The sequence below is a fragment of the Thalassobaculum salexigens DSM 19539 genome, from assembly GCF_000423805.1.
Taxonomy (GTDB): Bacteria; Pseudomonadota; Alphaproteobacteria; order Thalassobaculales; family Thalassobaculaceae; genus Thalassobaculum; species Thalassobaculum litoreum.
The window spans coordinates 624,688-648,065 of sequence record NZ_KE384093.1 but is presented as its reverse complement, the minus strand read 5'-3'; the positions used below and the strand labels follow the sequence as shown (position 1 = coordinate 648,065).

The following is a 23,378-nucleotide window of genomic DNA, read 5'->3' as shown; positions in this document are numbered from 1 at the left end:
GGGCCGCCACATCAGAGATGGAGAACACCATGTATGACACCATCGACGCCCGCACGGCGCCCTATGCCGCCCTGCTCCTGCGCGTCACCCTTGGCGTCGCCTTCGTCGCCCATGCCGGCCTGAAGGTCTTCGTCTTCACCATTCCGGGCACCGTCGGCTACTTCGAGAGCATCGGCTTCCCGGGCTTCTTCGCCTACCTGGTCATCCTGGCCGAGACCGGCGGCGGCATCGCCCTGATCGCCGGCGCCTATACCAGGCTGATCTCGCTGCTGCTGGTCCCGGTGATGATCGGCGCCCTGCTGCAGCACACCGGCAACGGCTGGCTGTTCACCGCCGAGGGCGGAGGCTGGGAGTATCCGGCCATGTGGCTGGCACTGCTCTTCGTCCAGGCCGGGCTCGGTGACGGCGCCTATGCGGTGAAGCTGCCGCGGCCGGCGATCCTTAGCTCGACCGCCGCCTGACCCCTCCCCGTACCGCCATCCGAATGGGGGCTCGGCTGCTCGACGGCCGGGCCCCTTTTGTTTAGGAGAAAAGAACCATGACACCGCTTCCCGCGATCTTCGTCAGCCACGGCTCTCCGACCCTCGTGCTGGACGACGTGCCGGCCCGCGACTTCCTGCGCGGCCTCGGCGCGGACCTGCCGCGGCCGCGTGCCATCGTCGTTGTCAGCGCCCATTACGAAGCCCGCGGCGTGCGGGTGAACACGTCCGCCCGGCCGCGGGTGATCCACGACTTCTACGGCTTCCCCAAGGCGCTGTACGAGATGGACTATGCGGCACCGGGCGATCCCGCTCTGGCCGCAGATATTCTGCGCCGGCTGCGCGATGCCGGGCTGGACGCCACGGGCGACGAGGGCTGGGGCTTCGATCACGGCACCTGGGTGCCGCTGACCCTGATGTATCCGGACGCCGACATCCCGGTGGTCGCCGTCTCCGTCGACCCCGATGCCGGACCGGAGCATCACCGATGCCTCGGTGCCGCCCTCGCGCCGTTGCGCGACGACGGGGTGCTGATCCTCGGCTCCGGCGCCTTCACCCATAACCTGGGCGAGCTGCGCCGCGGCGGTTGGGCCGAGCTGGACGCGCCCGACTGGGTGACCCGCTTCGTCGACTGGACGGCCGGCGCGATCGAAGACGGCCGCAGCGACGACCTGCTGCACTATCGCGACCGCGCACCCGACGCCGTGCGCAACCACCCGACCGAGGAGCACTTCCTGCCGCTCTTCGCCGCCCTCGGCGCCGGCGGCTCCGGCACGGGCCGGCGCCTGCATGCCAGCACCGTCTTCACCGTCCTCGCCATGGACGCCTACGCCTTCGGCTGACGAAAGGAACCCGCCCGATGACCGAGATCACCCGCCGCGTCCTGATCACCGGTGCCGCCTCCGGCATCGGCGCCGCCACCGCCCGGCGGCTGGCCGGTCCCAGCACCGCATTGCTGCTGCACACCCGCGGCAATGCCGACCGGCTGGAGAGCGTGGCGGGGGAGCTTCGGGACACCGGATCGGTCGTGGAGACCATGCTCGGCGATCTGGCCGACCGCGATCTGTCCGCCGCGCTGGTCGGCCGGGCGGCGAAGGCGTTCGGCGGTCTCGACGTGCTGATCGCCAATGCCGGATGGGCGCGCAACGTGCCGCTTCTCGACTCGACCCTGGAGCAGCTTGAGACGCCGGTGGACGCCATCGCCCGCGGCTTCGCCCTGATGGCCCAGGCGGCGGCCCCGCATCTGAAGGCCAGCCCCTGCGGCCGGGTGGTCGCGGTCTCCGCCTTCGGCCCGCATGTCTACCGGCCCGGGGTGATGACCTTCCCCGGAACCGCCGCCGCCAAGGCCGCGCTGGAGACCCATGTCCGCTCGCTCGCCTTCGAACTGGCGGCGCACGGAGTGACGGCGAACGCCGTGGTCCCGGGGTTCATTCAGAAGGATGCCGGCACGAACCGCGCCGTCACCCCCGACGCGGCGACCAAGGTCGAGGCGCAGATCCCCATGGGCCGGCTCGGCACCCCCGACGAAGTGGCCGCCGTGATCGTCTTCCTGCTGTCGCCGGAGGCCGGCTACGTCACCGGCCAGCTCATCCACGTGAACGGCGGGCTGGTCTGAGTCGCGACCGGGGGGCTTACTCGGTCGTGCCGAACAGGCGGTCGCCGGCATCGCCCAGGCCCGGCACGATATAGGCCTTCTCGTTCAGCTTTTCGTCCAGGGCGGCCACATAGATCGGCACGTCCGGATGATCCTGGTGGAACCGGCGCACCCCCTCCGGAGCGGCGACCAGCGCCATGAAGCGGATGCGGCTGTCCGGCACCCCGTGCGTGTTCAGCACGTCGGCGGCATGGCTGGCGGAATTGCCGGTCGCCAGCATCGGATCGACCAGCACGAAGACCCGCTCCTCCGCCGCCGGCAGCTTGACCAGGTATTCCACCGGCTCATGGGTCTTGGGGTCGCGGTAGAGGCCGACATGACCCTCATAGGCGGTCGGGATCAGCTCGCGCAGCCCGTCGACCATGCCGAGGCCGGCGCGCAGCACGCCCACCATCACCAGCCGCGGCTCGGCCAGGGTCGGCGCCTGCATGGTCGCCACCGGGGTCTCGATCTCGCGGGTGGTCGCCTCCAGGGTGCGCGTGACCTCATAGCCGAGGAACAGCGCGATCTCCTTCAGCAGCACCCGGAACTTCGAGGTGGACGTCTCCTTCTCGCGCATGATGGTCAGCTTGTGCTGGACCAGCGGGTGATCGACGACGAACAGATTCGGAAAGGCGGGATCGGTCTTCATGGCATCGACTCTCGGCTCGGGCAGACATCACGGGACAGCATAACTTTTGCGCCCGGTATAGGCGACCGCACACGAAAACGCCCGCCTTTTCAGGCGGGCGCGGTACGCGACTGGGAGACCCCAGAATGGACTAAGCTAGAAAGGATCAGGCCGGAAAGGATCAGGCGGCAGCCTTCGCCTCGGCGGCGAGGATGCGCTTCTTCAGGCGGCGCGCCTCCAGCGACAGCTCGGACGCCCGGGCCGACTTCAGGAACGCGTCCAGACCGCCACGGTGCTCGACGGTGCGCAGGGCGCCGGTCGACAGGCGCAGGCGGACCATCTCGCCCAGCGCGTCGGACAGCAGCGAGGTGTCCTGAAGGTTGGGCAGAAAACGGCGACGGGTGCGGTTGTTCGCGTGGCTGACGTTGTTGCCGGTCAGCACACCCTTGCCAGTAAGATCGCAGCGACGGGCCATGACACGTTCCTCGACATTCTTTCCTGGCCCCGCCCGGACGCATCCCGCGGCGATCGGCCCACGTAAAACAGCGGCGTCGCCGGACTAAAGGCGACGCGAGGCGCGGGATATACGTGAGGCCGGCTGAGGCGTCAAGCGTCGAGACGCCCTGCCGGCCCGGTTTCAGGCGGTTTCCTCGTAGGCCATCGGCGGCAGCATCGGTCCGGTGCGCACGCTCGGCCCCGCCAGGACCATCTTCGACTTCACCGGCGAGGACAGCACGATGGACGTGGTGGTCTCGCCATAGGTCCGCAGCTGGGCGATCACATGCTCCAGATGGGTCATCGAGGAGACGATGACCTTGATCATGTAGCTGTCCTGCCCGGTGATGTGGTGGCACTCCTGCACCTCGGACAGCGTGTGCGCCACCGTGGCGATGCGGCCGTGATTCTCACCGATGGTCTTCAGATGGACGAAGGCGATCGTCGGATAGCCGAGTTTGGACGGGTCCACCATGGCACGGTAACCGGTGATGACCCCGGTATCCTCCATCCGGCGCACGCGTTCGGCGATGGCGGGAGAGGACAGCCCGACCCGTCGGCCGAGCTCGCTATAGGAGAGGCGTGCATCCTCCTGCAGGACCCGCAGGAGCTGCCACCCGACCTTATCCAATTGAGCGTCCACGTCACCGGCCATCAGCGTTTCTCACTGGTTATGACTTGATTTGTCCTGTCGCCGCGCGACACCAACAATTCAGCAAGTTTTTGATGAATTTCAAGTTGTTGTGAAAATACGCGAATCTCCGTCGGGCGGCAAGCGCGCCAGCCGGCCCTGACGTCAGGGGCGACGCCCTCAAATGGCGGGACAACTCCTATGGCGCGTATTTCAAAATCCGTATTGCACCCACGGTGGCACCATGCAATCGTGTGCAACTTGCATGCGGTAGTGTGCATTTTTGTATGCGCCGCGGCGGAGAAACAAGGCGTATGCATTTGACCTGCCGACGGTATTTCCTGCCCGTCGGCCTTTCCCGAGACCAGAAAGAGACAGCGGACGTGACGAAGGAGTTGAGCCGGAACCGGCAACGTAGAAACGTCACCCTAGGTTCCCGGCGGACAAGCGTCAGTCTGGAAGAACAGGTGTGGGACGGGCTCACCGAAATCTGCCGCCGGGAGGAGGTCGGGCTGGACGAGCTCTGCACGGCGGTGGAGATCCGGCGGGTCGATTCGTCGATGTCCTCGGCCCTGCGAGTCTTCCTGCTGACCTATTTCCGTCACGCCGCCGAGCTGCTGGAGATGCCGCAGCGCTCCCAGCCTAGTCTCGGCCAAGCCCCTCAGGCCGCGTTCCCCGGCCTGCTGGAGGCCACCATGGACCGCTTCCACGCCGAACAGAAAAGCGCCGCCGGCAAGACATGAGGCTCGAGGCTGGGCCTCCCCCTACCAGGTCAACCGCGCCGCCACATAGGTCGGCATCGCGCCCGGCTCCGCCAGGAACGCCTCGACGCCCGCACGGTCGAGCTCGCCGTCGCGCAGCAGGCGCTCGTGGTGGATGCCGTCGGCCAGCAGCAGCGACGCCATGCCCGCGGCGTCGGCGCCGGCGATATCCGTATGCCGGTTGTCGCCGACCATGATCAGCCGGCCGCCGGGCGCGCCGAGCAGCTCGGCGGCGCGCAGGAACACCGGCGCGTGGGGCTTGCCGTGGTAGTGCACGCTGCCGCCCAGCGCCTCGTAGCGGGCCGCCATGGAGCCCGCATGCATCTTCAGCCGGCCCTGGTCGAAGACCGCGAGGTCGGGATTGGCGCAGATCATCCCCAGCCCGCGCTCGGCCGCCTCGGCCAGCCGGTCCTCGTAGGTCTCGACCTGGTCGAACTCTCCGGCCGGCCCGGCGTTCAGGATCCAGTCCGCCTCTTCCAGACGCTCGACCAGGGTGAACCGGGTGCCCGGCAGGATGTCGCCGAAGCGGTCCGGGGCGAAGGTGTAGACCCGCGATCCCAGCCCGGCGTGGAACGCGTCCAGACCGTCGATCAGATAGCGCCGCGCCTCGCCGCCCGAGGTGATCACCACCCGGTACAGGTCGCCCGGAATGCCGAGCCCGGTCAGCCGCTCCTCCACCACCGCGGTCTGGCGCGGCGAATTGGACATGATGGCGACCGGGACGCCGCGCGCCGCCAGGTTCTCCAGCACGTCGCGCGCGCCCGCGAACACGGCCCCGCCGTCGTAGATCGTCCCCCAGACGTCGAAGATCCAGCCGTCGTAACGGTCGGCAAGGGCGGACACGCCGTCGGCCAGGATCTCGGCCGCGTTCTGGGTCATCGGGACACTCTCTCGCTTGGTGGTCGCTACTTCTTGTCGACGAGGGGACGGGGTTCGCCGAAGAGGTATCCCTGCCCGAAATCCACCTTCAGTTCCAGCAGATCGAGCAGCATGTCCTCGCTCTCGATCTTCTCCACGATCAGGTCCATCGCGTAGCGGTCGAGCGCGCCCTTGAACGAGCGCATGTCGAGCACCGGATCGTCGCCGCGGGCCATCTCGTGCAGCAGATGGGCGTTGACCTTGACGTAGCGGAAGCCCTGACCCGACAGCTCCTCCAGGTCGAGGTCCAGGTCGTGCACCTGGTCGAGGGAGAAGCGGTAGCCGACGCCGCGCAGGCGCTGCAGGTTCATCCGGGTGATGTAGTCGCCGGCGGCAATGCTGGCGTAGTCGAACTCGAAGACCAGGGTCTCGGCGAGCTGCCGGTTCTCCGCCATGAAGGTGATGAAGTCCTGGAAGAAATCGACATCGGTCAGCGAGGCGTTGGAGATGTTGCAGAAGAAGCCGACATCCAGGTGATCGCGCCGGGCGCGGCGCACGAGCTGCACGCAGCGCACCAGCAGCAGGTTGTCGATCGCCGCCACCAGCCCGGCCTGTTCGGCGACGGGAATGTACTGCTCCGGCGTGATGACCGAGCCGTTCGGCAGGATGATGCGCGAGAAGCACTCGTAGAATCGGCGCTTGCGCTGGGGCAGGCTGACCACCGGCTGCAGGTAGAGCTCGACCGCCTCGTCGCGCAGCGCCTGTTCGATCGCCGCCAGGAGCTCCTCGCTCTCCATCATGACGACCTGGCCGCCGCGCGCGCCGGTGGGCACGGCGACGACCGTGTCCGACTTGCCCGGCGCCGATATCGCGCCGCCCGCGCTGTCCTTGCGGCCGGCGAGCTGCTTCAGCAGACCCTGCAGCACCTTCAGCTCGCCGGAGAGGCGCTCGGCATCGGGCAGGTCGTCCAGGCGGTCGCGCAGGGTTTCGACCTCGGCCCGGGCGAGCTCGGCCTCCTCCTGCAGGGCGGCGACGCGGCGGACCACCTCGCGCAGGCGCCGCTCGGCCCGTCCGGCGGCAAGCCGTCCGGCGATGGCGATGTGCCAGGAGATGAAGATCCCGGCCAGCAGCACCAGGACCACCGGACCGGAGGCGAGCAGGTACGTCTCCGCCGCCCAGGCGGCGGCACCGGCGGCTCCGAGATAGACCAGGGCGATCAGGATGTGACCGATGATGACCTGCTCCCTCGGCTGGCGATGCGCACGCGTTGTCCTCAGCCGCCGGCCAACTCGGCCGCGTCGACGCCGACGGCCTCGCCGATGGCGGCATAGCCGTCGGCCGCCATGCGGGCGGCGAGATCGTCCCGGATCCGCCGGAACAACCCTGGTCCGTTATACACCAGGGCCGAGTAAAGCTGCACAAGCGAGGCGCCGGCCCGGATCTTGGCATAGGCCGTCTCGCCGCTCTCCACCCCGCCGACGCCGACCAGAACCAGCCGGTCCCCGGCCAGCAGGCGGGCGCGGGCCAGCACCTTGGTGGACGGCGCGAACAGCGGCCGGCCGGACAGCCCGCCGGTCTCCCCGCGCGACGGCGACCGCAGCGACTCGGGACGGGCAATGGTGGTGTTGGAGATGATCAGCCCGGCCACCCCGGCGCGCACGGCGGTCTCGACGATGGCTTCCAACTGTCCCTCGGCCAGGTCCGGGGCGATCTTCAGCAGCACCGGCGGTCCGTTCGGCCCGCAGGCGGTCGCCCGCGCCGCCATCACCGCGTCCAGCAGCCGGCCCAGCGCGCCCTCGCCCTGCAGGTCGCGCAGGCCCGGGGTGTTCGGCGAGGACACGTTGATCGTCAGGTAATCGGCCAGGGGTGCCAGCATGCGGACGCCGTAATCATAGTCCTCGACCGGATCCGCCGTGTCCTTGTTGGCGCCGACATTGACGCCGAGGATGCCGGCGTGCCGGGCATGGCGCGCCAGACGCCCCGCCGCGGCGTCGAGACCATCGTTGTTGAAACCGTTGCGGTTGATCACGGCCGCGTCCTCCGGCAGCCGGAACAGCCGCGGCCGCGGGTTGCCCGCCTGGGGACGCGGCGTGATGGTCCCGACCTCGACCGCACCGACGCCCAGGTTCAGCAGGGCATGCCAGCATTCGGCACTCTTGTCGAAGCCGGCGGCGAGGCAGACCGGATGCGGGAAATCCAACCCCAACAGGCGCTGCGACAGGCCCTGCGGCGGGGCGGAACGGTCCACGGGCGCGATCCCGGCCGCCAGCGCGCGGACGGTGGCACGGTGGGCGGTTTCCGGATCGAGACGCCGCAGGAGCGGCAGGGCGAGATCGAACATCGACATGGCGCGAGACGGTAGTCGGTGCTCCGGCGCCTCACAAGCATTCGAATGGGAAACAGCGCGGGTGACGGTGGCGCGTTGGCAAGCCCGCATCGGGCGGGCTAAGGTCGGTCCAAACAACACATCATCGACGGAGCATTCCGATGGCCACGCCTCCCAAGGCCTTTACCTACGTGGACCAGGATCAGAGCTGGCACGAGGGCAACCCCATGGTTCTCGGTCCGATGACCCAGTCGACCTGGCTCGGCAGCCTGGTGTTCGACGGCGCCCGGTGGTTCGAGGGCACCATTCCGGACGTGGACCAGCACTGCGAGCGCGCCTGCCGCAGCGCCCGCAACATGCTGCTGGAGCCGAAGATCCGGCCGCAGGAGATCGTCGAGCTGATCAAGGACGGCGTGTCCAAGTTCGACGGCAGCACCGCGCTCTACCTGAAGCCGATGTTCTGGGCCGATGGCGGCTGGATCTACCCGGATCCGGACACCACCCGCTTCATGCTGACGATCTACGAGAGCCCGCTGCCGGAGGATACCGGCTTCAGCGTGAACATCTCCGAGAAGGTCCGGCCGATGCCGACCGCCGCGCCGGTCGACGCCAAGGCCGCATGTCTCTACGCCAATGCCGGCCGCGCCCTGAAGCTGGCCCACGAGGCGGGATACGACAATTGCGTGGTGCTCGACCCGATCGGCAACGTCGCCGAACTGGCCACCGCCAACCTGTTCTTTGCCAAGGACGGCGAAGTCCACACGCCGATCCCCAACGGCACCTTCCTGAACGGCATCACCCGCCAGCGCGTGATCAAGCTGCTGACCAAGGCCGGCTACAAGGTGCATGAGCGGGTGGTGACCACCGGCGAGCTGATGGAGGCCGACGAGATCTTCTCCTGCGGCAACCACGGCAAGGTCATGTCGATCACCAAGATCGTCGACCGGGCGCTGCAGCCGGGGCCGATCACCGCGAAGGCGCGGGAGCTTTACTGGGCCTATGCCCATGGCGATGCTTAACCCCGACGCCAGACCGCAGGCAACACCATGACCTTCACCGTTGGCGGCCTCTGCCGCCGCACCGGGCAGTTCGGCACCGCGCTGTCCACCTCCTCCATCGGGGCCGGCGGGCGCTGTCCGCACGCCGCCCCGGGGCTCGGCCTAGTGGTGACCCAGGCCCGCACCGATCCACGCCTGGGTCCGCTCGGCCTCGACCTGCTGCGCGGCGGCCGCAGCGCCGAGGAGACGGTGGCCGCCATCGTCGCCTCCACCCCGCACAGCGCCTGGCGCCAGCTCGGCGTGCTGACCGCCGACGGCGAGGCCGCCGTGTTCACCGGCGAAAGCTGCGCCCGGCCGGCCGACGGGCTGGTGCTGGGCGACGGGTTCGTGATCGGCAACTGGGTGAGGAGCGAGGCGGTCCTGGCCGGCATCGCCGCCGGGTTCGAGACCGATCCCATGGCGGAACTGGCCGACCGGCTGATCCAGGGGCTTGAGGGCGGCGAGGCCGAAGGCGGCGAGCTCGACCCGCTGCAATCGGCCGCCCTTGTCGTCTGCGATCCGGGCTATACCTTCCCGATCATCGATCTTCGGATCGACAACTCGCCGACCCCGATCGCCGACCTGCGCCGCACCTGGGAGCGCTGGCGCGAGATCATGGACGGCTATCTGCTGCGCGCCGTCGATCCGGCCGCCGCCCCCGACACCCGCAGCCTGGAAGGCCACGCATGATCCGCCCGCCCGCCCCCATCGTCGCTGTCGCCGCCCTGCTTCTCGCGCTGACCGCCTGCGGCGGGCTGGAGAAGGCCCGCCAGATGCCGCAGGACGAGATCGCGGCGATGTCCGACGAGGAAGTCTGCGGCTATCTCTCGACCTTCGCCTACAAGGGCCGCATGCCCGAGGCCTGGGAGAACGAGGCGGTGCGCCGCGGCCTGACCCGATGCATCGACGAGGGCATCAAGAAGCGCGCGGTCGACAACAAGATCGACCGCAGCAAGCCGATCCTCTGCCCGCAGGGCCAGAGCACGCAGGACTCGCGCTGCTGGTGAGGTCACCCGGTCGGCCCTTAGCCGTTCTCGTCATCCCGGATCGCCCCCGGGCCTGACCCGGGGCGAGGCCGGGACCCAGCCGCCCGTGCCAGGGTCCCGGGCAGATCCCGGATCAAGTCCGGGCTCTCCCGGGATGACGGTATTGAGAGAAAGAAGGAAAAGGCGGCAGCCTCAGGCCGCCATGTCCTCGCCCTTCAGCGCCTTGTCCAGCAGCGCCACCGTCTCCGCCACGCCGTACAGCGCGATGAACGAGCCGAAGCGCGGGCCCTGGGACTGGCCGAGCAGCGTCTCGTACAGCGCCTTGAACCAGTCGCGCAGGTTCTCGAATGCATGGCGCTTGCCGACCTCGTAGACCTCGGTCTGCAGGTCCTCCGCCGAGGCGTCGGCCGACATGCCGTCCAGCACCGCCTTCAGGTCCTCCAGCGCCGCCCGCTCCACCTCGGTCGGCGCGCGGTACTGCTTCGCCGGCCGCACGAAGTCCTGGTAGTAGCGCACCGCGTAGCCGACCAGCGTGTCGAGCAGCGGGTTGGCCTCCGGGCTGGCGTCCGGCGCGTAGCGGCTGACATAGCCCCAGACCACGCTCTTCTCCTCGGCGTGGCACACACTGGCCAGGTTCAGCAGCAGCGAGAACGACAGGCCGGAGCTCTCCGGCGCCGGCGGCTGGCCGTTATGGATGTGCCAGACCGGGTTTTCGATACGCTTGTCGGTGTCCTCGTCGGGGAACTTGGACAGGAACGTCAGGTAGTCGTCGACGGTCTTGGGGATCACGTCGAAATACAGGCGCTTGGCCCGGCGCGGCTGCTGGTACATGTACAGCGCCAGACTGTCCGGCGGGCCGTAGGTCAGCCACTCCTCGACCGACAGGCCGTTCCCCTTGGACTTGGAGATCTTCTGGCCGTCGGCGTCGAGGAACAGCTCGTAGTTGAACCCCTCCGGCGCGGGCCGGCCGAGGATCTTGGTGATCTGGGACGACAGCTTGACCGAGTCGATCAGGTCCTTGCCGGCCATCTCGTAATCGACGCCCAGCGCGTACCAGCGCATCGCCCAGTCGCACTTCCACTGCAGCTTGCAGTTGCCGCCGGTGACCGGGACGCTCATCCGCTCGCCGGTCTGCGGGTCGTCGTAGGAGACCGTGCCGGCCTCGACGTCCTTGTCGACGATCGGCACCTGCAGCACATGGCCGGTGCGCGGGCAGACCGGCAGGAACGGCGAATAGGTCGCCCGCCGCTCGGGGCCGAGGGTCGGCAGCACCACATTGGTCACCGCGTCGTAGTTCCGCAGCACCTGCAGCAGTGCTTCGTCGAACCGACCCGAGGTGTAGCACTCGGTCGCCGAGTAGAACTCGTACTGGAAGCCGAAACTGTCGAGGAAGCCGCGCAACCGGGCGTTGTTGTGGTGGCCGAAGCTCTCGTGGGTGCCGAACGGATCGGGGACGCGGGTAAGCGGCATGTTCAGGTAAGGCGCCATCGCCTCCTGATTGGGGATGTTGGTCGGCACCTTGCGCAGCCCGTCCATGTCGTCGGAGAAGGCGACGAGCTTGGTCGGGATGTCGCTCATCATCTGGAAGGCGCGGCGCACCATGGTGGTGCGGGCGACCTCGCCGAAGGTGCCGATATGCGGCAGGCCCGACGGGCCGTAGCCGGTCTCGAACAGGACGTAGCCCTTTTCCGGCGGCGCGTCCTTGTACCGCTCGACCAGTTTGCGCGCCTCCTCGAACGGCCAGGCGCGGGCGTTCGTGGCGAGTGTGCGCATCGGGTCGGCGGACATCGGATCGGCTCCTTCGGAAGGATGTGAAAAAACGCGCGGAAGCTACGGCGCACGCGGGCCGGGGTCAATGAAGAGGTGGACGACGCGGCTTGGGAAGCCGGTCAGGAGAGCTTGGCCAGCATCTCGAGGAACTTCCGCCTGTCCCCGGCATCGAGCGGCTCCAGCGTCCGCTCGGTCACCCGCATGCCCAGCGCCGTCACCTCACGCACCAGTTCCTGGCCCTGCTCCGACAACCGAAGCTTGGTGCGGCGCTTGTCGTCGGGGTCCGGCTCGCGGGTGATCAGACCGCGCTCTTCAAGCCGGCGGATCACCCCCTGGATGGTGGCCGGGTCCATCGCCGTCATGCGGCCGAGCGCGTTCTGGCTGGCCGCCCCCTCCTCCGCCAACATGGCCAGCGCCGCCCATTGGGTCGGGGTCAGGCCGGCCTGTTCGAAGGTCTCCAGGAAGATCTGGGTGGCGCGCTGGTGGGCCCGGCGCAGCAGATGGCCGATCTGGTCCTGCAGAACGTAGGAACGACCGGCCACCGGACGCTCAGCCCTCCGACTTGGGTGCTGCCTTCGGCGGCAGGGCCAGCTTGATGTGCAGGTCGCGGAGCTGTTCCGGACGCACCTCGCTCGGCGCGTTCATCATCAGGTCCTCGGCCCGCTGGTTCATCGGGAACAGGATGACCTCGCGCAGGTTCTGCTCGCCGGCCAGCATCATCACGATACGGTCGATGCCCGGGGCGATGCCGCCATGCGGCGGGGCGCCGAACTTGAAGGCGTTGATCATGCCGGCGAACTTGTCGTCCACGACCTCCGGGCCGTAGCCGGCGATCTCGAACGCCTTGTACATGATCTCCGGGCGATGGTTCCGGATGGCGCCCGAGGACAGCTCGACGCCGTTGCAGACCACGTCGTACTGGAAGGCGAGGATATCCAGCGGATCCATCGTCTCCAGCGCCTCCATACCGCCCTGGGGCATGGAGAACGGGTTGTGCGAGAAGTCGATGACGCCGGTGGCCTCGTCGGCCTCGTACATCGGGAAGTCGACGATCCAGCACAGCTTGAAGACGCCCTTCTCGACGATGTCGAGATCGGCGCCCAGCTTCAGGCGGGCCTGGCCGGCGAGCTTGGCCGCTTCGAGTTCCTTGCCGCCGGCGAAGAAGATGGCGTCGCCGTCGCCCATGCCGGTGATCGCCTTCAGCGCCTCGATCTTCTCGGCCGGCAGGCGGTTGGCGATCGGGCCGCGGGCCTCGCCGTCGCCGAAGATCATGTAGCCGAGACCCGGCGCGCCCTGGCCCTGGGCCCAGGAGTTCATGCGGTCGCAGATCGCGCGGCTGCCGCACTTGGGACCCGGAATGGCGCGGATCACGCCGCCGCCCTCGACCAGCTTGGCGAAGATCGCGAAGTCGGAGCCGCGGAAGATCTCGCTGACATCGGCGATCTCGATCGGAATCCGCAGATCCGGCTTGTCGGAGCCGTATTTCAGCATCGCCTCGCGGTACGGGATGCGCGGGAACGGATCCGGCACGGTCCAGTCGGAGAATTCCTTGAACACGCCCGCCAGCACCGGCTCGACGGCGGCGAACACGTCCTCCTGCTCGACGAAGCTCATCTCCAGGTCGAGCTGATAGAACTCGCCCGGCGAGCGGTCGGCGCGGCTGTCCTCGTCGCGGAAGCAGGGGGCGATCTGGAAGTACCGGTCGAAGCCGGACACCATGATCAGCTGCTTGAACTGCTGCGGCGCCTGGGGCAGCGCGTAGAACTTGCCCGGGTGCAGCCGCGACGGCACCAGGAAGTCGCGGGCGCCCTCCGGCGAGGACGCGGTCAGGATCGGCGTCTGGAACTCCATGAAGCCCTGCTCGACCATGCGGCGGCGGATGGAGGAGATCACCTTGGAACGCAGGATGATGTTGTTGTGCACCCGCTCGCGGCGCAGGTCGAGATAGCGGTAGCGCAGCCGCGTCTCCTCGCCGGCATCCTCGTCGGAATTGACCTGCAGCGGCACCTGGTCGGCGGCGGACAGCACCTCGAAATCGTCGATCCGGACCTCGATCTGGCCGGTCGGCAGCTTGGTGTTGATGGTCTCGTCGCTGCGCTTTACCACGCGGCCGGTGATGCACACCACGCTCTCCAGCCGGTACTTCTCAACCTGCTGGAAGGCCGGGTCCTCGACATCGGTGACGCACTGGGTGATGCCGTAGTGATCGCGCAGATCCAGGAACACCAGCTGACCATGGTCGCGGCGGCGGTGGATCCAGCCGGACAGGCGGACGGTCTCGCCGACATGGGTGTCGCGAAGGTCGGAACAGGTGTGGGTGCGATAGCGGTGCATGATGGCGTCAACAGTGCGTAGCGGGAAACGGCCGCCACGTTGCACGCAGCGTCGGGAAGGTCAAGAGAAACGCCGCTGCGGACCGCGCGAAGACACCGGGATATGCGTGACCGGACGGCTCATCCCTCGGCCGGCGTCAGCAGGCCGTCGGCGAGCCGGACCGAGAGCTGCCGCGCGCCGTCCGCCCCCCGGGCCTCGACCAGCCTCCAGCAGGCCGGGTGATCGGCCAGGGCGGTCCGTGCGGCGTCGAGCAGACGGATCGCGGCCAGCGGGGCCATGTCGGCGATGGCGTCGGCGTCCGAGCGCCGGGTCCCCCACGGATCGATCCAGTCGACCTCCACCGCCATCAGCAGCACCGATCCGTCCAGCCGCCGGCAGACCAGGGTTTGGCCCGTCGCTCCGTGAAAGGCGAGCGCCGCCGCCATCACCGCGGCACAGGCCTGCGGCGACAGGGCGGCCCGTCCCTGCCGCGCCAGCGCCCAGATCGCCTGCCGAACCGCGTCGCGCACGGCCCCCAGACTGCGATCGATCAGCACCACCGCCGTCCCGCCGACCACGCGCAGCCGCAGGTCGGAACAGCCCGCCTCCGCCCGCAGCGCCAACCAGTCCCGCGACCCGACCGACAGGGTGGCAAGCGTCACGGCGTCCCTGCCCCACCGGGTAAGCGGGCGGCCCAGCATCCGATCGAAGGCACAGCGCCGTGACGTCGGCAGGCCCGTCAACCGCCACTGGGCGATCGAGCGGAACAGCCCCCGGTCGGCCGCCGGATAGATGGGGATCACCGTCGGCCGGGGCTCGGGTCCAATCGGCCGAGCCTCCCGGCCCACGGCACAGGGAAGCCTTGCCGCCGCGGAACCGACCGGCAGCCGCCGCAGAAGCAGGCGCGTGAGCACGACGGCATCGGGAAGGTTGTCGCCCTCCGGCCCCACGGTCGACCCCTCGATCCGGCTCTCCAGAGCGGCAACGCCGAAAGCCACAGGGCCGGACCATCGTTTCGCACATGCGGGAGGCCCGGCCGCACCGCCCTCCGTCGCCCGCGTCGCGAAATCGCAGAGCAGGCCGGCGATCTCCGGTGCCGTGGCCGCGACCGCCGCGACGCCCGATGCCGGGAGCACCGCCAGACGGCCGAGACACACCAGTTCCCCCCGCACGGCCGGGGCGTCGAAACGCAGGGACGCATCCGCCGGTACCGCCCCATGGTCGGCGAGCGCGCGAAACAGGGCCGACAGGGCGTCCAGGGCCGGCGTGGCCGGCCACGGGACATCCGCCGCTCCGTGGACCGCTGCCGACAGACCGGAACGGCCGGCGACGACGGTCAGCGCCAGGCCGATGAAATCCGCGGCCTCGAACCGGCGGGCACGGGGGCTTTCCGCGCTGGGTGCGGGGACGGCGGAGCGGGCAGAGCGGATCGAGCGGATGCGCCCCGCGTCCATCAGCGCATCGACCAGCCGCCGCCGGGCGCGGGCGATGACGATCACGGCGGCGGTTGGGCCGGGGTCCAGGGTGTCCGAAACAGCAGGCGTGATGCGCGATCCGAAGCCATCGGCATGGCCGGAGGTCCTTGTGGAGTCGGTCGCCGCGCGTGCTGCCATGCTAGCCTCCTGATTTTAGATGGCCACATTATATACACGCTTTGATAGTTATTATCGTATTTTTCCGAAAGAACATAGGAGAAACTCAACATTTCCCGCAGCGCACCATTCCCGGCCGCCTAAGCCGAGTGAGCTCAACGGATTTCAATCCCGGCGCAGAGCTGCGTGAAACCAACTCAATCTTGCGAAAGACCGGCTTTCCGCGACCCACGGCGGCACATCTGCGTCACCCGGCCGCATCGCGATGCGAGATCGGTGGTTTCCGATCCGAACCCCAATTTCCCGCCATGGGTAAAAGGGCGCAAACCGCCACACTCGGCCACTCAAACTCGTTGTCGCAACGTCTGTGGCATTCGTGTTAAGGAGCATCCAACAAGAAGTCACGAGGCCGGGGGACGCGGCTCGCGTGGACATTGATCATGTCATGGCGCAGTGCACACTTGGGCTTTACCAAAAATCGCCGCTAGGTATGATCGCCCCCGGAAAGCTTAAGTGGGGCAACGCTTTCAATTGACCATACGTCCCAGAAACGACCTTAAGCAGGGAGCAGACAACCATGAAACGTCGTGAATTTATCAAGAACGCAGGCATCGCTGCGGTCGGCGGTGCTGCTGCATCGACCACCCTTGCGGCGCCGGCGATCGCGCAAGAGCGCATCGAGATGGTGATGGTTTCGACCTGGCCGCGCGACTTCCCGGGTCTGGGCACCGGTGCCCAGCGTCTGGCACAGCGCATCCAGGACGTCTCCGACGGCCGCTTCCAGGTTCAGTACTTCGCCGCCGGCGAGCGCGTCGGTGCGTTCGACGTGTTCGACGAAGTCGCCTCGGGCAACGCGCAGTGCTACCACGCGGCCGACTACTACTGGAAAGGCAAGCACCCGGGCTGGGCGTACTTCACGTCCGTTCCGTTCGGCCTGACCGAGAACGAAATGGGTTCGTGGATCCACTTCATGGGTGGCCAGGAGCTCTGGGACGAGCTCGCCGGCGAATTCGGCCTGAAGTGCCTGGCCTCCGGTAACACCGGCGTCCAGATGGGCGGCTGGTTCAACAAGGAGATCAACTCGGCGGAGGACTTCAAGGGGCTGAAGATCCGCATGCCGGGCCTCGGCGGCGACGTCATGGCCAAGCTGGGCGCCTCGCCGGTGTCCCTGCCGGGCGGCCAGATCTACGAGAACCTGGTCTCCGGCGCCATCGACGCCACCGAGTGGGTCGGTCCGTGGAACGACTACTTCCTGAAGTTCTACGAGGCCGCGAAGTACTACTACTATCCGGGCATGCACGAGCCGGGCGGCTTCGACTCCCTCGGCATGAACAAGACCTGGTGGGAAGGCCTGAACAAGTCGGATCAGCTGCTGATCCAGGCCTGCGCCTACGAGGAGTGCCAGGTCATGATGTCCGAGTACAACGCGAACAACGGCCGCTACCTCGCCAAGCTCGTCAACGAGCACGGCGTCGAGCTGAAGGAGTTCAACGACGACGTCTATGACGCGTTCGGTGACGCCTCGGCCGAGGTCTACGAAGAGGCCCGCGCCCACTCCGAGCTGGCCAACCGCATCCATGAGAGCTTCGCCGCCGCGCGCGCCGATGTCGGCTCCTGGATGAAGCTGTCCGAAGGCGCTTACTACTCTCAGCGCAACCGGGTGCTCGGCCTCTAAGGTCGATACGCCGGACATTTCCGGGGCAGACGGAGCGCAAGCTCCGTCTGCTTCCCTGTTTCGGCCGACGGGAACGTCCCGCGGTCTGATCGGACCGGTCCTTCTCAAGGGTTAGACATGAGCACGGCAACTGACGGCGCCTACGCGGACGCCATGGGCGCAGACGCATACCGACCCGGAACCGCGGTGATCCGCACTTTCGGCTGGATATCCGTCACGATGGCCTTTGCCTACGTCATCAACAATTTCCTGTGCTTCTGGCTCGAATGGCCTGGCGTCTTCGCGCTGATCGCCGAGCCCCGGCCGACCGGCACCGGGCTCGTGCTGGCGCTGCTGCAGACGGCGCTTTTCGTGCTGAGCATCGTCCTCGCGATCGTGTTCGTGACCCGGTCGCCGTCGCGCAACCTGCGCGCCGATGCCATGGCGATGGCCGCCATCGCCAATTTCGTCGTGCGCTTCGCCTTCTGGAGCGTGCTGCTGATCGGCCTGGTCGACGCTGTGATCTCCTTCCTGCGGGTCGAAGCGCTGGCCGACCAGCTCCTGGGCGCCGAACTCGGCACCGAGCTCGGCCGATCCCGCTTCCGCGGTCCCTTCGTGCACGCGCCGATGCTGATCGTGGCGCTGGTGATCGCCGCCCGGTCCCGGTCGCTCGGTTTCCACTGGCTTGCCCTGCTGGTCGTCCTGGCCGAGCTGGGCATCGTTCTGAGCCGCTTCGTGTTCTCCTACGAGCAGGCCTTCCAGGGCGACCTGGTGCGCTTCTGGTACGGCGCCCTGTTCCTGTTCGCCAGTGCCTACACCCTGTTCGAGGACGGGCATGTCCGCGTGGATGTGCTGTATGCCGGCTTCAGCGACAAGACCAAGGGCCTGATCAATGCGATCGGCGCCATCTTCCTGGGGCTGCTCCTGTGCTGGACGATCATGATCCTCGGCATGTGGAATCAGTCGAGCATCATCAACAGCCCGCTGCTCGCCTACGAGGTCTCGCAGTCCGGCTTCGGCATGTATGTGAAGTACTGGATGGCCGGGTTCCTCGCGATCTTCGCCGTGACCATGTGCGTCCAGTTCACCAGCTGCGTGCTGGAGAGCATCGCCAATTACCGCCAGGAGCCCGGCGCGCGCGAGATCGCGCCGAGCGCTGCCGCCTAACCGACCGCCAATTCACCGACCGACCGCGGTCTCGACCCCGGATACGGAACGCCCCGGACTCAGGAAAGCCAAAGCGTCATGGAAGTCCTTTTCGTCGTCATTCTGGTGCTGCTTATGGCCGGGGCTCTCGCCTCCGGCTTCCCGGTCGCCTTCGCGCTGCCGGGATCGGCCATCATCAGTATCCTGCTCGCCGCTGCCGCCGGCATGCTCGCGACCGGAAACCCGGACGCCTTCTTCGCCCAGGGCGGGCCGACAAACTGGCTGAGCGCCGGCGTCACCAACTTCCGAGGAATTTACTGGGAGGTTGAACGCGACACGCTCATAGCGATCCCGCTGTTCGTGTTCATGGGGATCATGCTGCAGCGCTCGAAGATCGCCGAGGACCTGCTGGTCTCCATGGCGCAGCTCTTCGGTCCGATCCGCGGCGGTCTCGGCATCTCGGTGGTGTTCGTGGGCGCGCTGCTGGCGGCGACGACCGGCATCCTGGGCGCGACCGTCGTGGCCATGGGCCTGATCTCCCTGCCGGCGATGATGCGCAACAACTACGCCAACTGGCTGTCGACCGGCACGATCGCCGCCTCCGGCACCCTGGGCCAGATCATTCCGCCGTCCATCGTGCTGATCATCCTGGCCGACCAGCTCTCCAACGCGGTCGACCAGGCCAGCAGCCTGCGTACCAACCTGTACAAGGCGGCGACCGGCGAGTTCGCCATGCCGAGCGAGTTCGCCGTGTCCTCCACCAGCGCCGGCGACATGTTCATGGGCGCGCTGGTCCCGGGCCTCGTCCTGGTCGGCCTGTACATGCTGTTCATCTTCGTCGTGGCCTTCATCCGCCGCGACATCGCCCCGCCGGTGCCGTTCGAAGGGTCCTATGACCGTCGCTTCGCGATGCGCGTCACCCTCGCCCTGGTCCCGCCGCTGACCCTGATCTTCGTGGTGCTGGGCTCGATCATCACCGGCATCGCGACGGTGAACCAGGCCGGCGCCATCGGCGCGGTCGGCGCCACGGTCATGGCCGGCTACCGCCTCTACGACGGCAAGGCGCGGACCTACTGGCCGGCGATCCTGGCCGGCGGCGCGGTGGTCGCCATCCTGATCATCACCAGCGTCTGGCACGTCAACATCCGGGCGATCAACGGCCCGTCGGATCAGCTCGGCGTCACCCTGGCGGTCATCGCCACCGTGGTGTTCCTGATCGGCGTCGTCTGGAGCCTGATCCGCACCTACCGGACCAACGAGACGCTGCAAGGCGTGATGATGGAGACGGCGAAGACAACCTCGCTGGTGTTCATCATCCTGCTCGGCGCCGCCATGCTGACCGCCGCCTTCCGCGGCTTCGGCGGCGAGGAGCTCGTGAAGGAGTTCCTGCTGGGTCTGCCCGGCGGGTTCTGGGCCCAGTTCATCATCGTCATGGCGGTGATCTTCGTCCTCGGCTTCTTCCTGGACTTCATCGAGATCGCCGTCGTCGTGGTGCCGATCGTGGCGCCGATCCTGCTTGCCGACCCGTCCGCCAACATCACCGCCGTCTGGCTTGGCGTGATGATCGGCCTGAACATCCAGACCTCGTTCCTCACCCCGCCCTTCGGCTTCGCCCTGTTCTACCTGCGCGGCGTCGCTCCGGCGGCCGTGCGGACCCTGGACATGTACAAGGGCGTGGTGCCGTTCATCACCCTGCAGCTCATCGCGCTGCTGATCGTCGGCGCCAACCCGCCGCTGGTGAACTATCTGCCGTCGCGTCTCTCGCTGCTCGGCGAGACCGCGCCGCCGCCGCAGAACCCCCGCCTGCAGGCCTGTATCGAGGAGTACGTGTACCAGGCGTTCCAGGAAGAGGGCGATACCATCCGCTCCGCCATCCAGACCGCCAAGGGCTGGGATCTGTCCGGCGTTCCGAAGACGGTTGCGGGCGAAGTGACCCGGGCCGTCAACGGAGCCGAGAACGCCTTCCAGGCCCTGGACGACGCGCGTGCCACCAGCGCGGCGATCGCCGCCGCTGCAGGAACCTACGATCCGGTTCGCACCGAGGTGCGCCGGATCGAGGCGGCCCTGCGCCGCAACGCCGAGGAGTTGGAAGCCGCCCAGCGCCGGGCCGGTCAGCTTCAGCGCCAGGCGCCGGACGAAGTCGAGGACATCGAGCGGCTGCAAAACCGGGCAGAGGAACTGACGGCAGAAAAAGAAACCCTGATGTCCGAGATGCCGAGCAACTGGGATCAGGTGCACGGCGAATTCAAGAAGCTGCTCTCCGAGGAGAAGCGGGCCTATCTGAACTACCGCCGCGTCGTCGACAACGCCTACGAGCCGATCCAGACCTTCATGCGGGTCCTGCGGGGCGCCGACCAACTCGTCGCACTCGAGAGCGAGATCAAGGCTCTGGCGGACACCATCCGCACCAAGGATCCGGAAGTGGCGATGGAAGAGATCCAGGCGGTCGAAGGCCGGGTCGGCGACATCGAGGGAGCGGGCGACATCCGTTCGGCCCTGTCGAAGGCCCGCCGCGAGCTGCGGACCACCAACACCAGGCAGCCGGATCCCGACCAGGCACTGGCCGAGCATGCCGAGGCCGTCGCAGCACTGGAGGCCGACATCGCCTGGCGGGCTGAGGCGTCCGACGCCCTGCTGCCGCAGGTGGAGGCCTATGAGGACGCGATCGACGACACGATCGGCCTGCGCCAGCAGGCGAGGCTGCCGCGCGAGGTCGCCCTGTACGTCGCCTCGTGCAGCTCCGAGCACCGCAACATCTCGCTGAACTTCTAAGCACCCGGAAGCGGACGGGCCGGTCCCGCTCCGCTTCCGGTCGGCCGACCTTCGCCTCGCGAAGCCAATGCCCCGGTCAGGTCTGGCCGGGGCATTTTGCTGTCGGCGGGCAGCGCACTCGACGTCCCTCTCCCTTGGAGGCAGGATAGGCGAAAGACCGCGTCACCAAGGGGAGGATTGATGGCATCGACTTTCGTCGACGTGGGCGGGTGCGTGCTGCATGTCCGCCAGGACGGGCCCACCGACGGACCCGCCCTGCTGTTCTCGAATTCGCTCGGCACCGACTTGCGCATCTGGGATGCGGTGGTCGAGGCCCTCTGCGACCGCTGGCACTGCATCCGCATGGACAAGCGCGGCCACGGCCTCTCGGCGTTGGGCGGCGCCCCGATCACCATCGAACGCTACGCCGCCGACGCCCTTGGGGTGCTGGACCATCTGGGCGTCACGCGTACGGTCATGGCCGGTGTCTCCATCGGCGGGCTGATCACCCAGGCGGCCTACGCCGCCCGGCCCGAGGCCTTCGCCGGGCTGATGATGTGCGACACGGCGGCAAAGATCGGTGCCGCCGATCTCTGGCAGCAGCGCATCGACATGGTGCGCACCGACGGGCTTGAGGCGATGGCGGACACTGTCCTGCAGCGCTGGTTCGCGCCGGTCTTCCACCGGGACCGGGCGGTCGATCTCGTCGGCTACCGGCAGATGCTGACCCGCACCCCGGCCGACGGCTACGCCGCCGCCTGTGCCGCCCTGCGCGACGCCGACTACACCGCCAAGGCCGCCGAAATCGCCGTCCCCTGTGTCGTGATCTGCGGCGCCGAGGACGGGGCGACGACGCCGCAGGTGGTCTCCGCCTTCGCCGCCTCGCTGCCGACCGCACGCTATGTCGAGCTGCCCGATGTCGGCCACCTGCCCAGCATCGAGGCGCCCGACGCGGTCGTGTCCGAGCTGAAGACCCTTCTGAAGGAGGTCAACCATGGCTGACGGAAACAGCATCACACCGCGGGACTGGGCGGCCCATCCGCCGCTGATCCATCCCGACTATAAATCGACGGTCAAGCGCGGGCCGACCAAGCCGCTGGTTCCGATCCGGCACTCCCTGTCGGAGCTGACCGGCCCGGTCTACGGCCACGAATCCCTGGCGCCGCTGGACAACGACCTGACGAAGAACGGGGCGAAGAACGGCGAGGCCCTGGGCGAGCGCATCGTGGTCACCGGCCGGGTGCTCGACGAGCTCGGCCGGCCGCAGCCGAACGCGCTGATCGAGATCTGGCAGGCGAACGCCGCCGGCCGCTACGTGCACGAGAACGACCGGCACGACGCCCCGCTCGATCCCAACTTCTTCGGCGGCGGCCGGGCTGTCACCGATGCCGAGGGCCGCTACAGGTTCTACACGATCAAGCCGGGCGCCTATCCCTGGCCGAATCACGCCAATGCCTGGCGGCCGAACCACATCCACCTCTCCCTGTTCGGCCCGGCTTTCGCCAGCCGACTGGTCACCCAGATGTATTTCCCCGGCGACCCGCTGCTGGCTCTCGATCCGATCTTTCTGGGGACGCCCGAGGGCGCCCGCAACCGCCTGGTCAGCGACTTCTCCCTCGACGTCACCGAGGAGGGCTTCGCGCTGGGCTATGTGTTCGACATCGTGCTGCGGGGGCCGAGGGAAACGCCGATGGAGGCCGGCCGATGAGCCAGTGGAAGCAGACGCCGTCGCAGACCGTCGGCCCGTATTTCGCCTATGGCCTGACCGCGCGGCAATACAACTACCCACAGACCTCCATCGCCGAGGGCGCGATGGCCGGCGAAGAGGTCGAGGGCGAGCGGATCCGGGTGGAGGGCCGCGTGCTCGACGGCGACGGCGCCCCGATCCCCGACGCGATGATCGAGATCTGGCAGGCCGACACCCGGGGCCGCTATGCCCATCCGGCGGACCCGCGCGGCTCCAACGCGGGTTTCACCGGCTTCGGGCGCACCGGCACCGGGACCGATCCGAAATGCCGCTTCGTCTTCGACACCATCAAGCCGGGAGCCGCCGCCGAGGGCGACGCGCCGCATCTGAACGTGATCGTGTTCATGCGCGGCCTGCTGACCCACGTCTATACGCGGATCTACTTCTCCGACGAGGCGGACGCGAACGCGGCCGACCCGGTGCTGAGCGCGGTTCCGGCGGACCGCCGCAATACGCTCATCGCGGACCGCGACGGGAATACCTACCGGCTCGACATCCGCATGCAGGGCGACAACGAGACGGTGTTCTTCGACGTGTGAGCCCCGAGCGAGCCGTCCCCGTCAGGATG

General features: G+C 68.0%; 23 protein-coding genes. 13 read left to right on the top strand and 10 right to left on the bottom strand.

Going from position 1 to position 23,378, the window contains the following annotated elements; genetic code table 11:
* The first annotated feature begins 29 nt into the window (after positions 1-29).
* The 3 genes from G578_RS0107335 to G578_RS0107325 all read left to right on the top strand — a co-directional run bounded on the left by G578_RS0107335 (position 30) and on the right by G578_RS0107325 (position 2,094).
* Positions 30-461 carry a DoxX family protein gene (locus tag G578_RS0107335; protein ID WP_028793680.1) on the top strand — a complete coding sequence of 144 codons (432 nt, stop codon included), beginning with the start codon at positions 30-32 and terminating at the stop codon, positions 459-461.
* Between the two features lie 77 nt (positions 462-538).
* Positions 539-1,321, top strand: coding sequence for a DODA-type extradiol aromatic ring-opening family dioxygenase (locus G578_RS0107330; protein ID WP_028793679.1), 783 nt, complete (start codon positions 539-541; stop codon positions 1,319-1,321).
* Between the two features lie 17 nt (positions 1,322-1,338).
* Complete coding sequence (locus G578_RS0107325) at positions 1,339-2,094, top strand: SDR family NAD(P)-dependent oxidoreductase (protein WP_028793678.1); 756 nt, start codon at positions 1,339-1,341, stop codon at positions 2,092-2,094.
* A gap of 16 nt (positions 2,095-2,110) precedes the next feature.
* Here G578_RS0107325 and upp read toward each other — a convergent pair whose 3' ends face one another.
* The 3 genes from upp to G578_RS25220 form a co-directional block, all read right to left on the bottom strand.
* Positions 2,111-2,764 (bottom strand): uracil phosphoribosyltransferase, encoded by a 654-nt coding sequence (upp, locus tag G578_RS0107320; protein ID WP_028793677.1) that lies wholly within the window; start codon positions 2,762-2,764, stop codon positions 2,111-2,113.
* Positions 2,765-2,924: 160 nt separating this feature from the next.
* A complete protein-coding gene (gene rpmB / locus G578_RS0107315) occupies positions 2,925-3,218 on the bottom strand; it encodes a 50S ribosomal protein L28 (protein ID WP_028793676.1) in 294 nt (97 codons plus the stop codon).
* A 162-nt stretch (positions 3,219-3,380) separates the two neighbouring features.
* Positions 3,381-3,893, bottom strand: a complete 513-nt coding sequence (locus G578_RS25220; RefSeq protein ID WP_038013820.1) for an Lrp/AsnC family transcriptional regulator — start codon at positions 3,891-3,893, stop codon at positions 3,381-3,383.
* Positions 3,894-4,156: 263 nt separating this feature from the next.
* On the opposite strand from G578_RS25220, the gene G578_RS30290 reads away from it, so the two are divergent.
* Positions 4,157-4,612, top strand: a complete 456-nt coding sequence (locus tag G578_RS30290) for a ribbon-helix-helix domain-containing protein (RefSeq protein ID WP_084618743.1) — start codon at positions 4,157-4,159, stop codon at positions 4,610-4,612.
* Positions 4,613-4,633: 21 nt separating this feature from the next.
* Here G578_RS30290 and G578_RS0107300 read toward each other — a convergent pair whose 3' ends face one another.
* From G578_RS0107300 to G578_RS0107290, 3 genes are all read right to left on the bottom strand, one after another.
* Entirely contained in the window at positions 4,634-5,509 is an 876-nt protein-coding gene (locus G578_RS0107300) for a TIGR01459 family HAD-type hydrolase (protein ID WP_028793675.1), read from the bottom strand.
* Between the two features lie 26 nt (positions 5,510-5,535).
* Positions 5,536-6,621, bottom strand: coding sequence for an EAL domain-containing protein (locus tag G578_RS25210; protein ID WP_139189339.1), 1,086 nt, complete (start codon positions 6,619-6,621; stop codon positions 5,536-5,538).
* Between the two features lie 140 nt (positions 6,622-6,761).
* On the bottom strand, positions 6,762-7,835 hold the full coding sequence (locus G578_RS0107290; protein WP_028793674.1) for a quinone-dependent dihydroorotate dehydrogenase: 1,074 nt from the start codon (positions 7,833-7,835) through the stop codon (positions 6,762-6,764).
* A gap of 140 nt (positions 7,836-7,975) precedes the next feature.
* On the opposite strand from G578_RS0107290, the gene G578_RS0107285 reads away from it, so the two are divergent.
* From G578_RS0107285 to G578_RS0107275, 3 genes are read left to right on the top strand one after another with little or no spacing between them, the layout of a single operon-like run.
* A complete protein-coding gene (locus G578_RS0107285; protein WP_028793673.1) occupies positions 7,976-8,833 on the top strand; it encodes a branched-chain amino acid aminotransferase in 858 nt (285 codons plus the stop codon).
* Between the two features lie 27 nt (positions 8,834-8,860).
* A complete protein-coding gene (locus G578_RS0107280) occupies positions 8,861-9,541 on the top strand; it encodes a DUF1028 domain-containing protein (RefSeq protein ID WP_028793672.1) in 681 nt (226 codons plus the stop codon).
* Positions 9,538-9,858 (top strand): hypothetical protein, encoded by a 321-nt coding sequence (locus G578_RS0107275; protein ID WP_028793671.1) that lies wholly within the window; start codon positions 9,538-9,540, stop codon positions 9,856-9,858. Before G578_RS0107280 ends, G578_RS0107275 begins: the two co-directional genes overlap by 4 nt.
* Before the next feature lie 171 nt (positions 9,859-10,029).
* On the opposite strand, the gene G578_RS0107270 is transcribed toward G578_RS0107275, so the two are convergent.
* The 4 genes from G578_RS0107270 to G578_RS0107255 form a co-directional block, all read right to left on the bottom strand.
* A complete protein-coding gene (locus G578_RS0107270; protein ID WP_028793670.1) occupies positions 10,030-11,625 on the bottom strand; it encodes a lysine--tRNA ligase in 1,596 nt (531 codons plus the stop codon).
* A 101-nt stretch (positions 11,626-11,726) separates the two neighbouring features.
* Positions 11,727-12,149, bottom strand: a complete 423-nt coding sequence (locus G578_RS0107265; RefSeq protein WP_028793669.1) for a MarR family winged helix-turn-helix transcriptional regulator — start codon at positions 12,147-12,149, stop codon at positions 11,727-11,729.
* Positions 12,150-12,156: 7 nt separating this feature from the next.
* A complete protein-coding gene (gene aspS, locus G578_RS0107260; protein WP_028793668.1) occupies positions 12,157-13,941 on the bottom strand; it encodes an aspartate--tRNA ligase in 1,785 nt (594 codons plus the stop codon).
* 119 nt (positions 13,942-14,060) lie between these two features.
* On the bottom strand, positions 14,061-15,533 hold the full coding sequence (locus tag G578_RS0107255; RefSeq protein WP_028793667.1) for a hypothetical protein: 1,473 nt from the start codon (positions 15,531-15,533) through the stop codon (positions 14,061-14,063).
* A 556-nt stretch (positions 15,534-16,089) separates the two neighbouring features.
* On the opposite strand from G578_RS0107255, the gene G578_RS0107250 reads away from it, so the two are divergent.
* The 6 genes from G578_RS0107250 to pcaG all read left to right on the top strand — a co-directional run bounded on the left by G578_RS0107250 (position 16,090) and on the right by pcaG (position 23,349).
* Complete coding sequence (locus G578_RS0107250) at positions 16,090-17,187, top strand: TRAP transporter substrate-binding protein (protein ID WP_028793666.1); 1,098 nt, start codon at positions 16,090-16,092, stop codon at positions 17,185-17,187.
* Positions 17,188-17,406: 219 nt separating this feature from the next.
* Complete coding sequence (locus tag G578_RS0107245; protein WP_211228878.1) at positions 17,407-18,333, top strand: TRAP transporter small permease subunit; 927 nt, start codon at positions 17,407-17,409, stop codon at positions 18,331-18,333.
* Between the two features lie 78 nt (positions 18,334-18,411).
* Positions 18,412-21,084 carry a TRAP transporter large permease subunit gene (locus G578_RS30150; RefSeq protein ID WP_028793664.1) on the top strand — a complete coding sequence of 891 codons (2,673 nt, stop codon included), beginning with the start codon at positions 18,412-18,414 and terminating at the stop codon, positions 21,082-21,084.
* Between the two features lie 180 nt (positions 21,085-21,264).
* Entirely contained in the window at positions 21,265-22,065 is an 801-nt protein-coding gene (gene pcaD, locus G578_RS0107235; RefSeq protein WP_051244225.1) for a 3-oxoadipate enol-lactonase, read from the top strand.
* Positions 22,058-22,771 (top strand): protocatechuate 3,4-dioxygenase subunit beta, encoded by a 714-nt coding sequence (gene pcaH, locus G578_RS0107230; protein WP_028793662.1) that lies wholly within the window; start codon positions 22,058-22,060, stop codon positions 22,769-22,771. The genes pcaD and pcaH overlap by 8 nt, the downstream gene beginning before the upstream one ends.
* A complete protein-coding gene (gene pcaG, locus G578_RS0107225) occupies positions 22,768-23,349 on the top strand; it encodes a protocatechuate 3,4-dioxygenase subunit alpha (RefSeq protein WP_028793661.1) in 582 nt (193 codons plus the stop codon). The genes pcaH and pcaG overlap by 4 nt, the downstream gene beginning before the upstream one ends.
* Positions 23,350-23,378 lie beyond the last annotated feature (29 nt).

Excerpts from the sequence above, each read along its gene's own strand:
- G578_RS0107335 (WP_028793680.1), top strand. The coding sequence starts at position 30 with ATGTATGACACCATCGACGCCCGCACGGCGCCCTATGCCGCCCTGCTC.
- G578_RS0107330 (WP_028793679.1), top strand. The coding sequence starts at position 539 with ATGACACCGCTTCCCGCGATCTTCGTCAGCCACGGCTCTCCGACCCTC.
- G578_RS0107325 (WP_028793678.1), top strand. The coding sequence starts at position 1,339 with ATGACCGAGATCACCCGCCGCGTCCTGATCACCGGTGCCGCCTCCGGC.
- upp (WP_028793677.1), bottom strand. The coding sequence starts at position 2,764 with ATGAAGACCGATCCCGCCTTTCCGAATCTGTTCGTCGTCGATCACCCG.
- rpmB (WP_028793676.1), bottom strand. The coding sequence starts at position 3,218 with ATGGCCCGTCGCTGCGATCTTACTGGCAAGGGTGTGCTGACCGGCAAC.
- G578_RS25220 (WP_038013820.1), bottom strand. The coding sequence starts at position 3,893 with ATGGCCGGTGACGTGGACGCTCAATTGGATAAGGTCGGGTGGCAGCTC.
- G578_RS30290 (WP_084618743.1), top strand. The coding sequence starts at position 4,157 with ATGCGCCGCGGCGGAGAAACAAGGCGTATGCATTTGACCTGCCGACGG.
- G578_RS0107300 (WP_028793675.1), bottom strand. The coding sequence starts at position 5,509 with ATGACCCAGAACGCGGCCGAGATCCTGGCCGACGGCGTGTCCGCCCTT.
- G578_RS0107290 (WP_028793674.1), bottom strand. The coding sequence starts at position 7,835 with ATGTCGATGTTCGATCTCGCCCTGCCGCTCCTGCGGCGTCTCGATCCG.
- G578_RS0107285 (WP_028793673.1), top strand. The coding sequence starts at position 7,976 with ATGGCCACGCCTCCCAAGGCCTTTACCTACGTGGACCAGGATCAGAGC.
- G578_RS0107280 (WP_028793672.1), top strand. The coding sequence starts at position 8,861 with ATGACCTTCACCGTTGGCGGCCTCTGCCGCCGCACCGGGCAGTTCGGC.
- G578_RS0107275 (WP_028793671.1), top strand. The coding sequence starts at position 9,538 with ATGATCCGCCCGCCCGCCCCCATCGTCGCTGTCGCCGCCCTGCTTCTC.
- G578_RS0107270 (WP_028793670.1), bottom strand. The coding sequence starts at position 11,625 with ATGTCCGCCGACCCGATGCGCACACTCGCCACGAACGCCCGCGCCTGG.
- aspS (WP_028793668.1), bottom strand. The coding sequence starts at position 13,941 with ATGCACCGCTATCGCACCCACACCTGTTCCGACCTTCGCGACACCCAT.
- G578_RS0107255 (WP_028793667.1), bottom strand. The coding sequence starts at position 15,533 with ATGGCAGCACGCGCGGCGACCGACTCCACAAGGACCTCCGGCCATGCC.
- G578_RS0107250 (WP_028793666.1), top strand. The coding sequence starts at position 16,090 with ATGAAACGTCGTGAATTTATCAAGAACGCAGGCATCGCTGCGGTCGGC.
- G578_RS0107245 (WP_211228878.1), top strand. The coding sequence starts at position 17,407 with ATGGCCTTTGCCTACGTCATCAACAATTTCCTGTGCTTCTGGCTCGAA.
- G578_RS30150 (WP_028793664.1), top strand. The coding sequence starts at position 18,412 with ATGGAAGTCCTTTTCGTCGTCATTCTGGTGCTGCTTATGGCCGGGGCT.
- pcaD (WP_051244225.1), top strand. The coding sequence starts at position 21,265 with ATGGCATCGACTTTCGTCGACGTGGGCGGGTGCGTGCTGCATGTCCGC.
- pcaH (WP_028793662.1), top strand. The coding sequence starts at position 22,058 with ATGGCTGACGGAAACAGCATCACACCGCGGGACTGGGCGGCCCATCCG.
- pcaG (WP_028793661.1), top strand. The coding sequence starts at position 22,768 with ATGAGCCAGTGGAAGCAGACGCCGTCGCAGACCGTCGGCCCGTATTTC.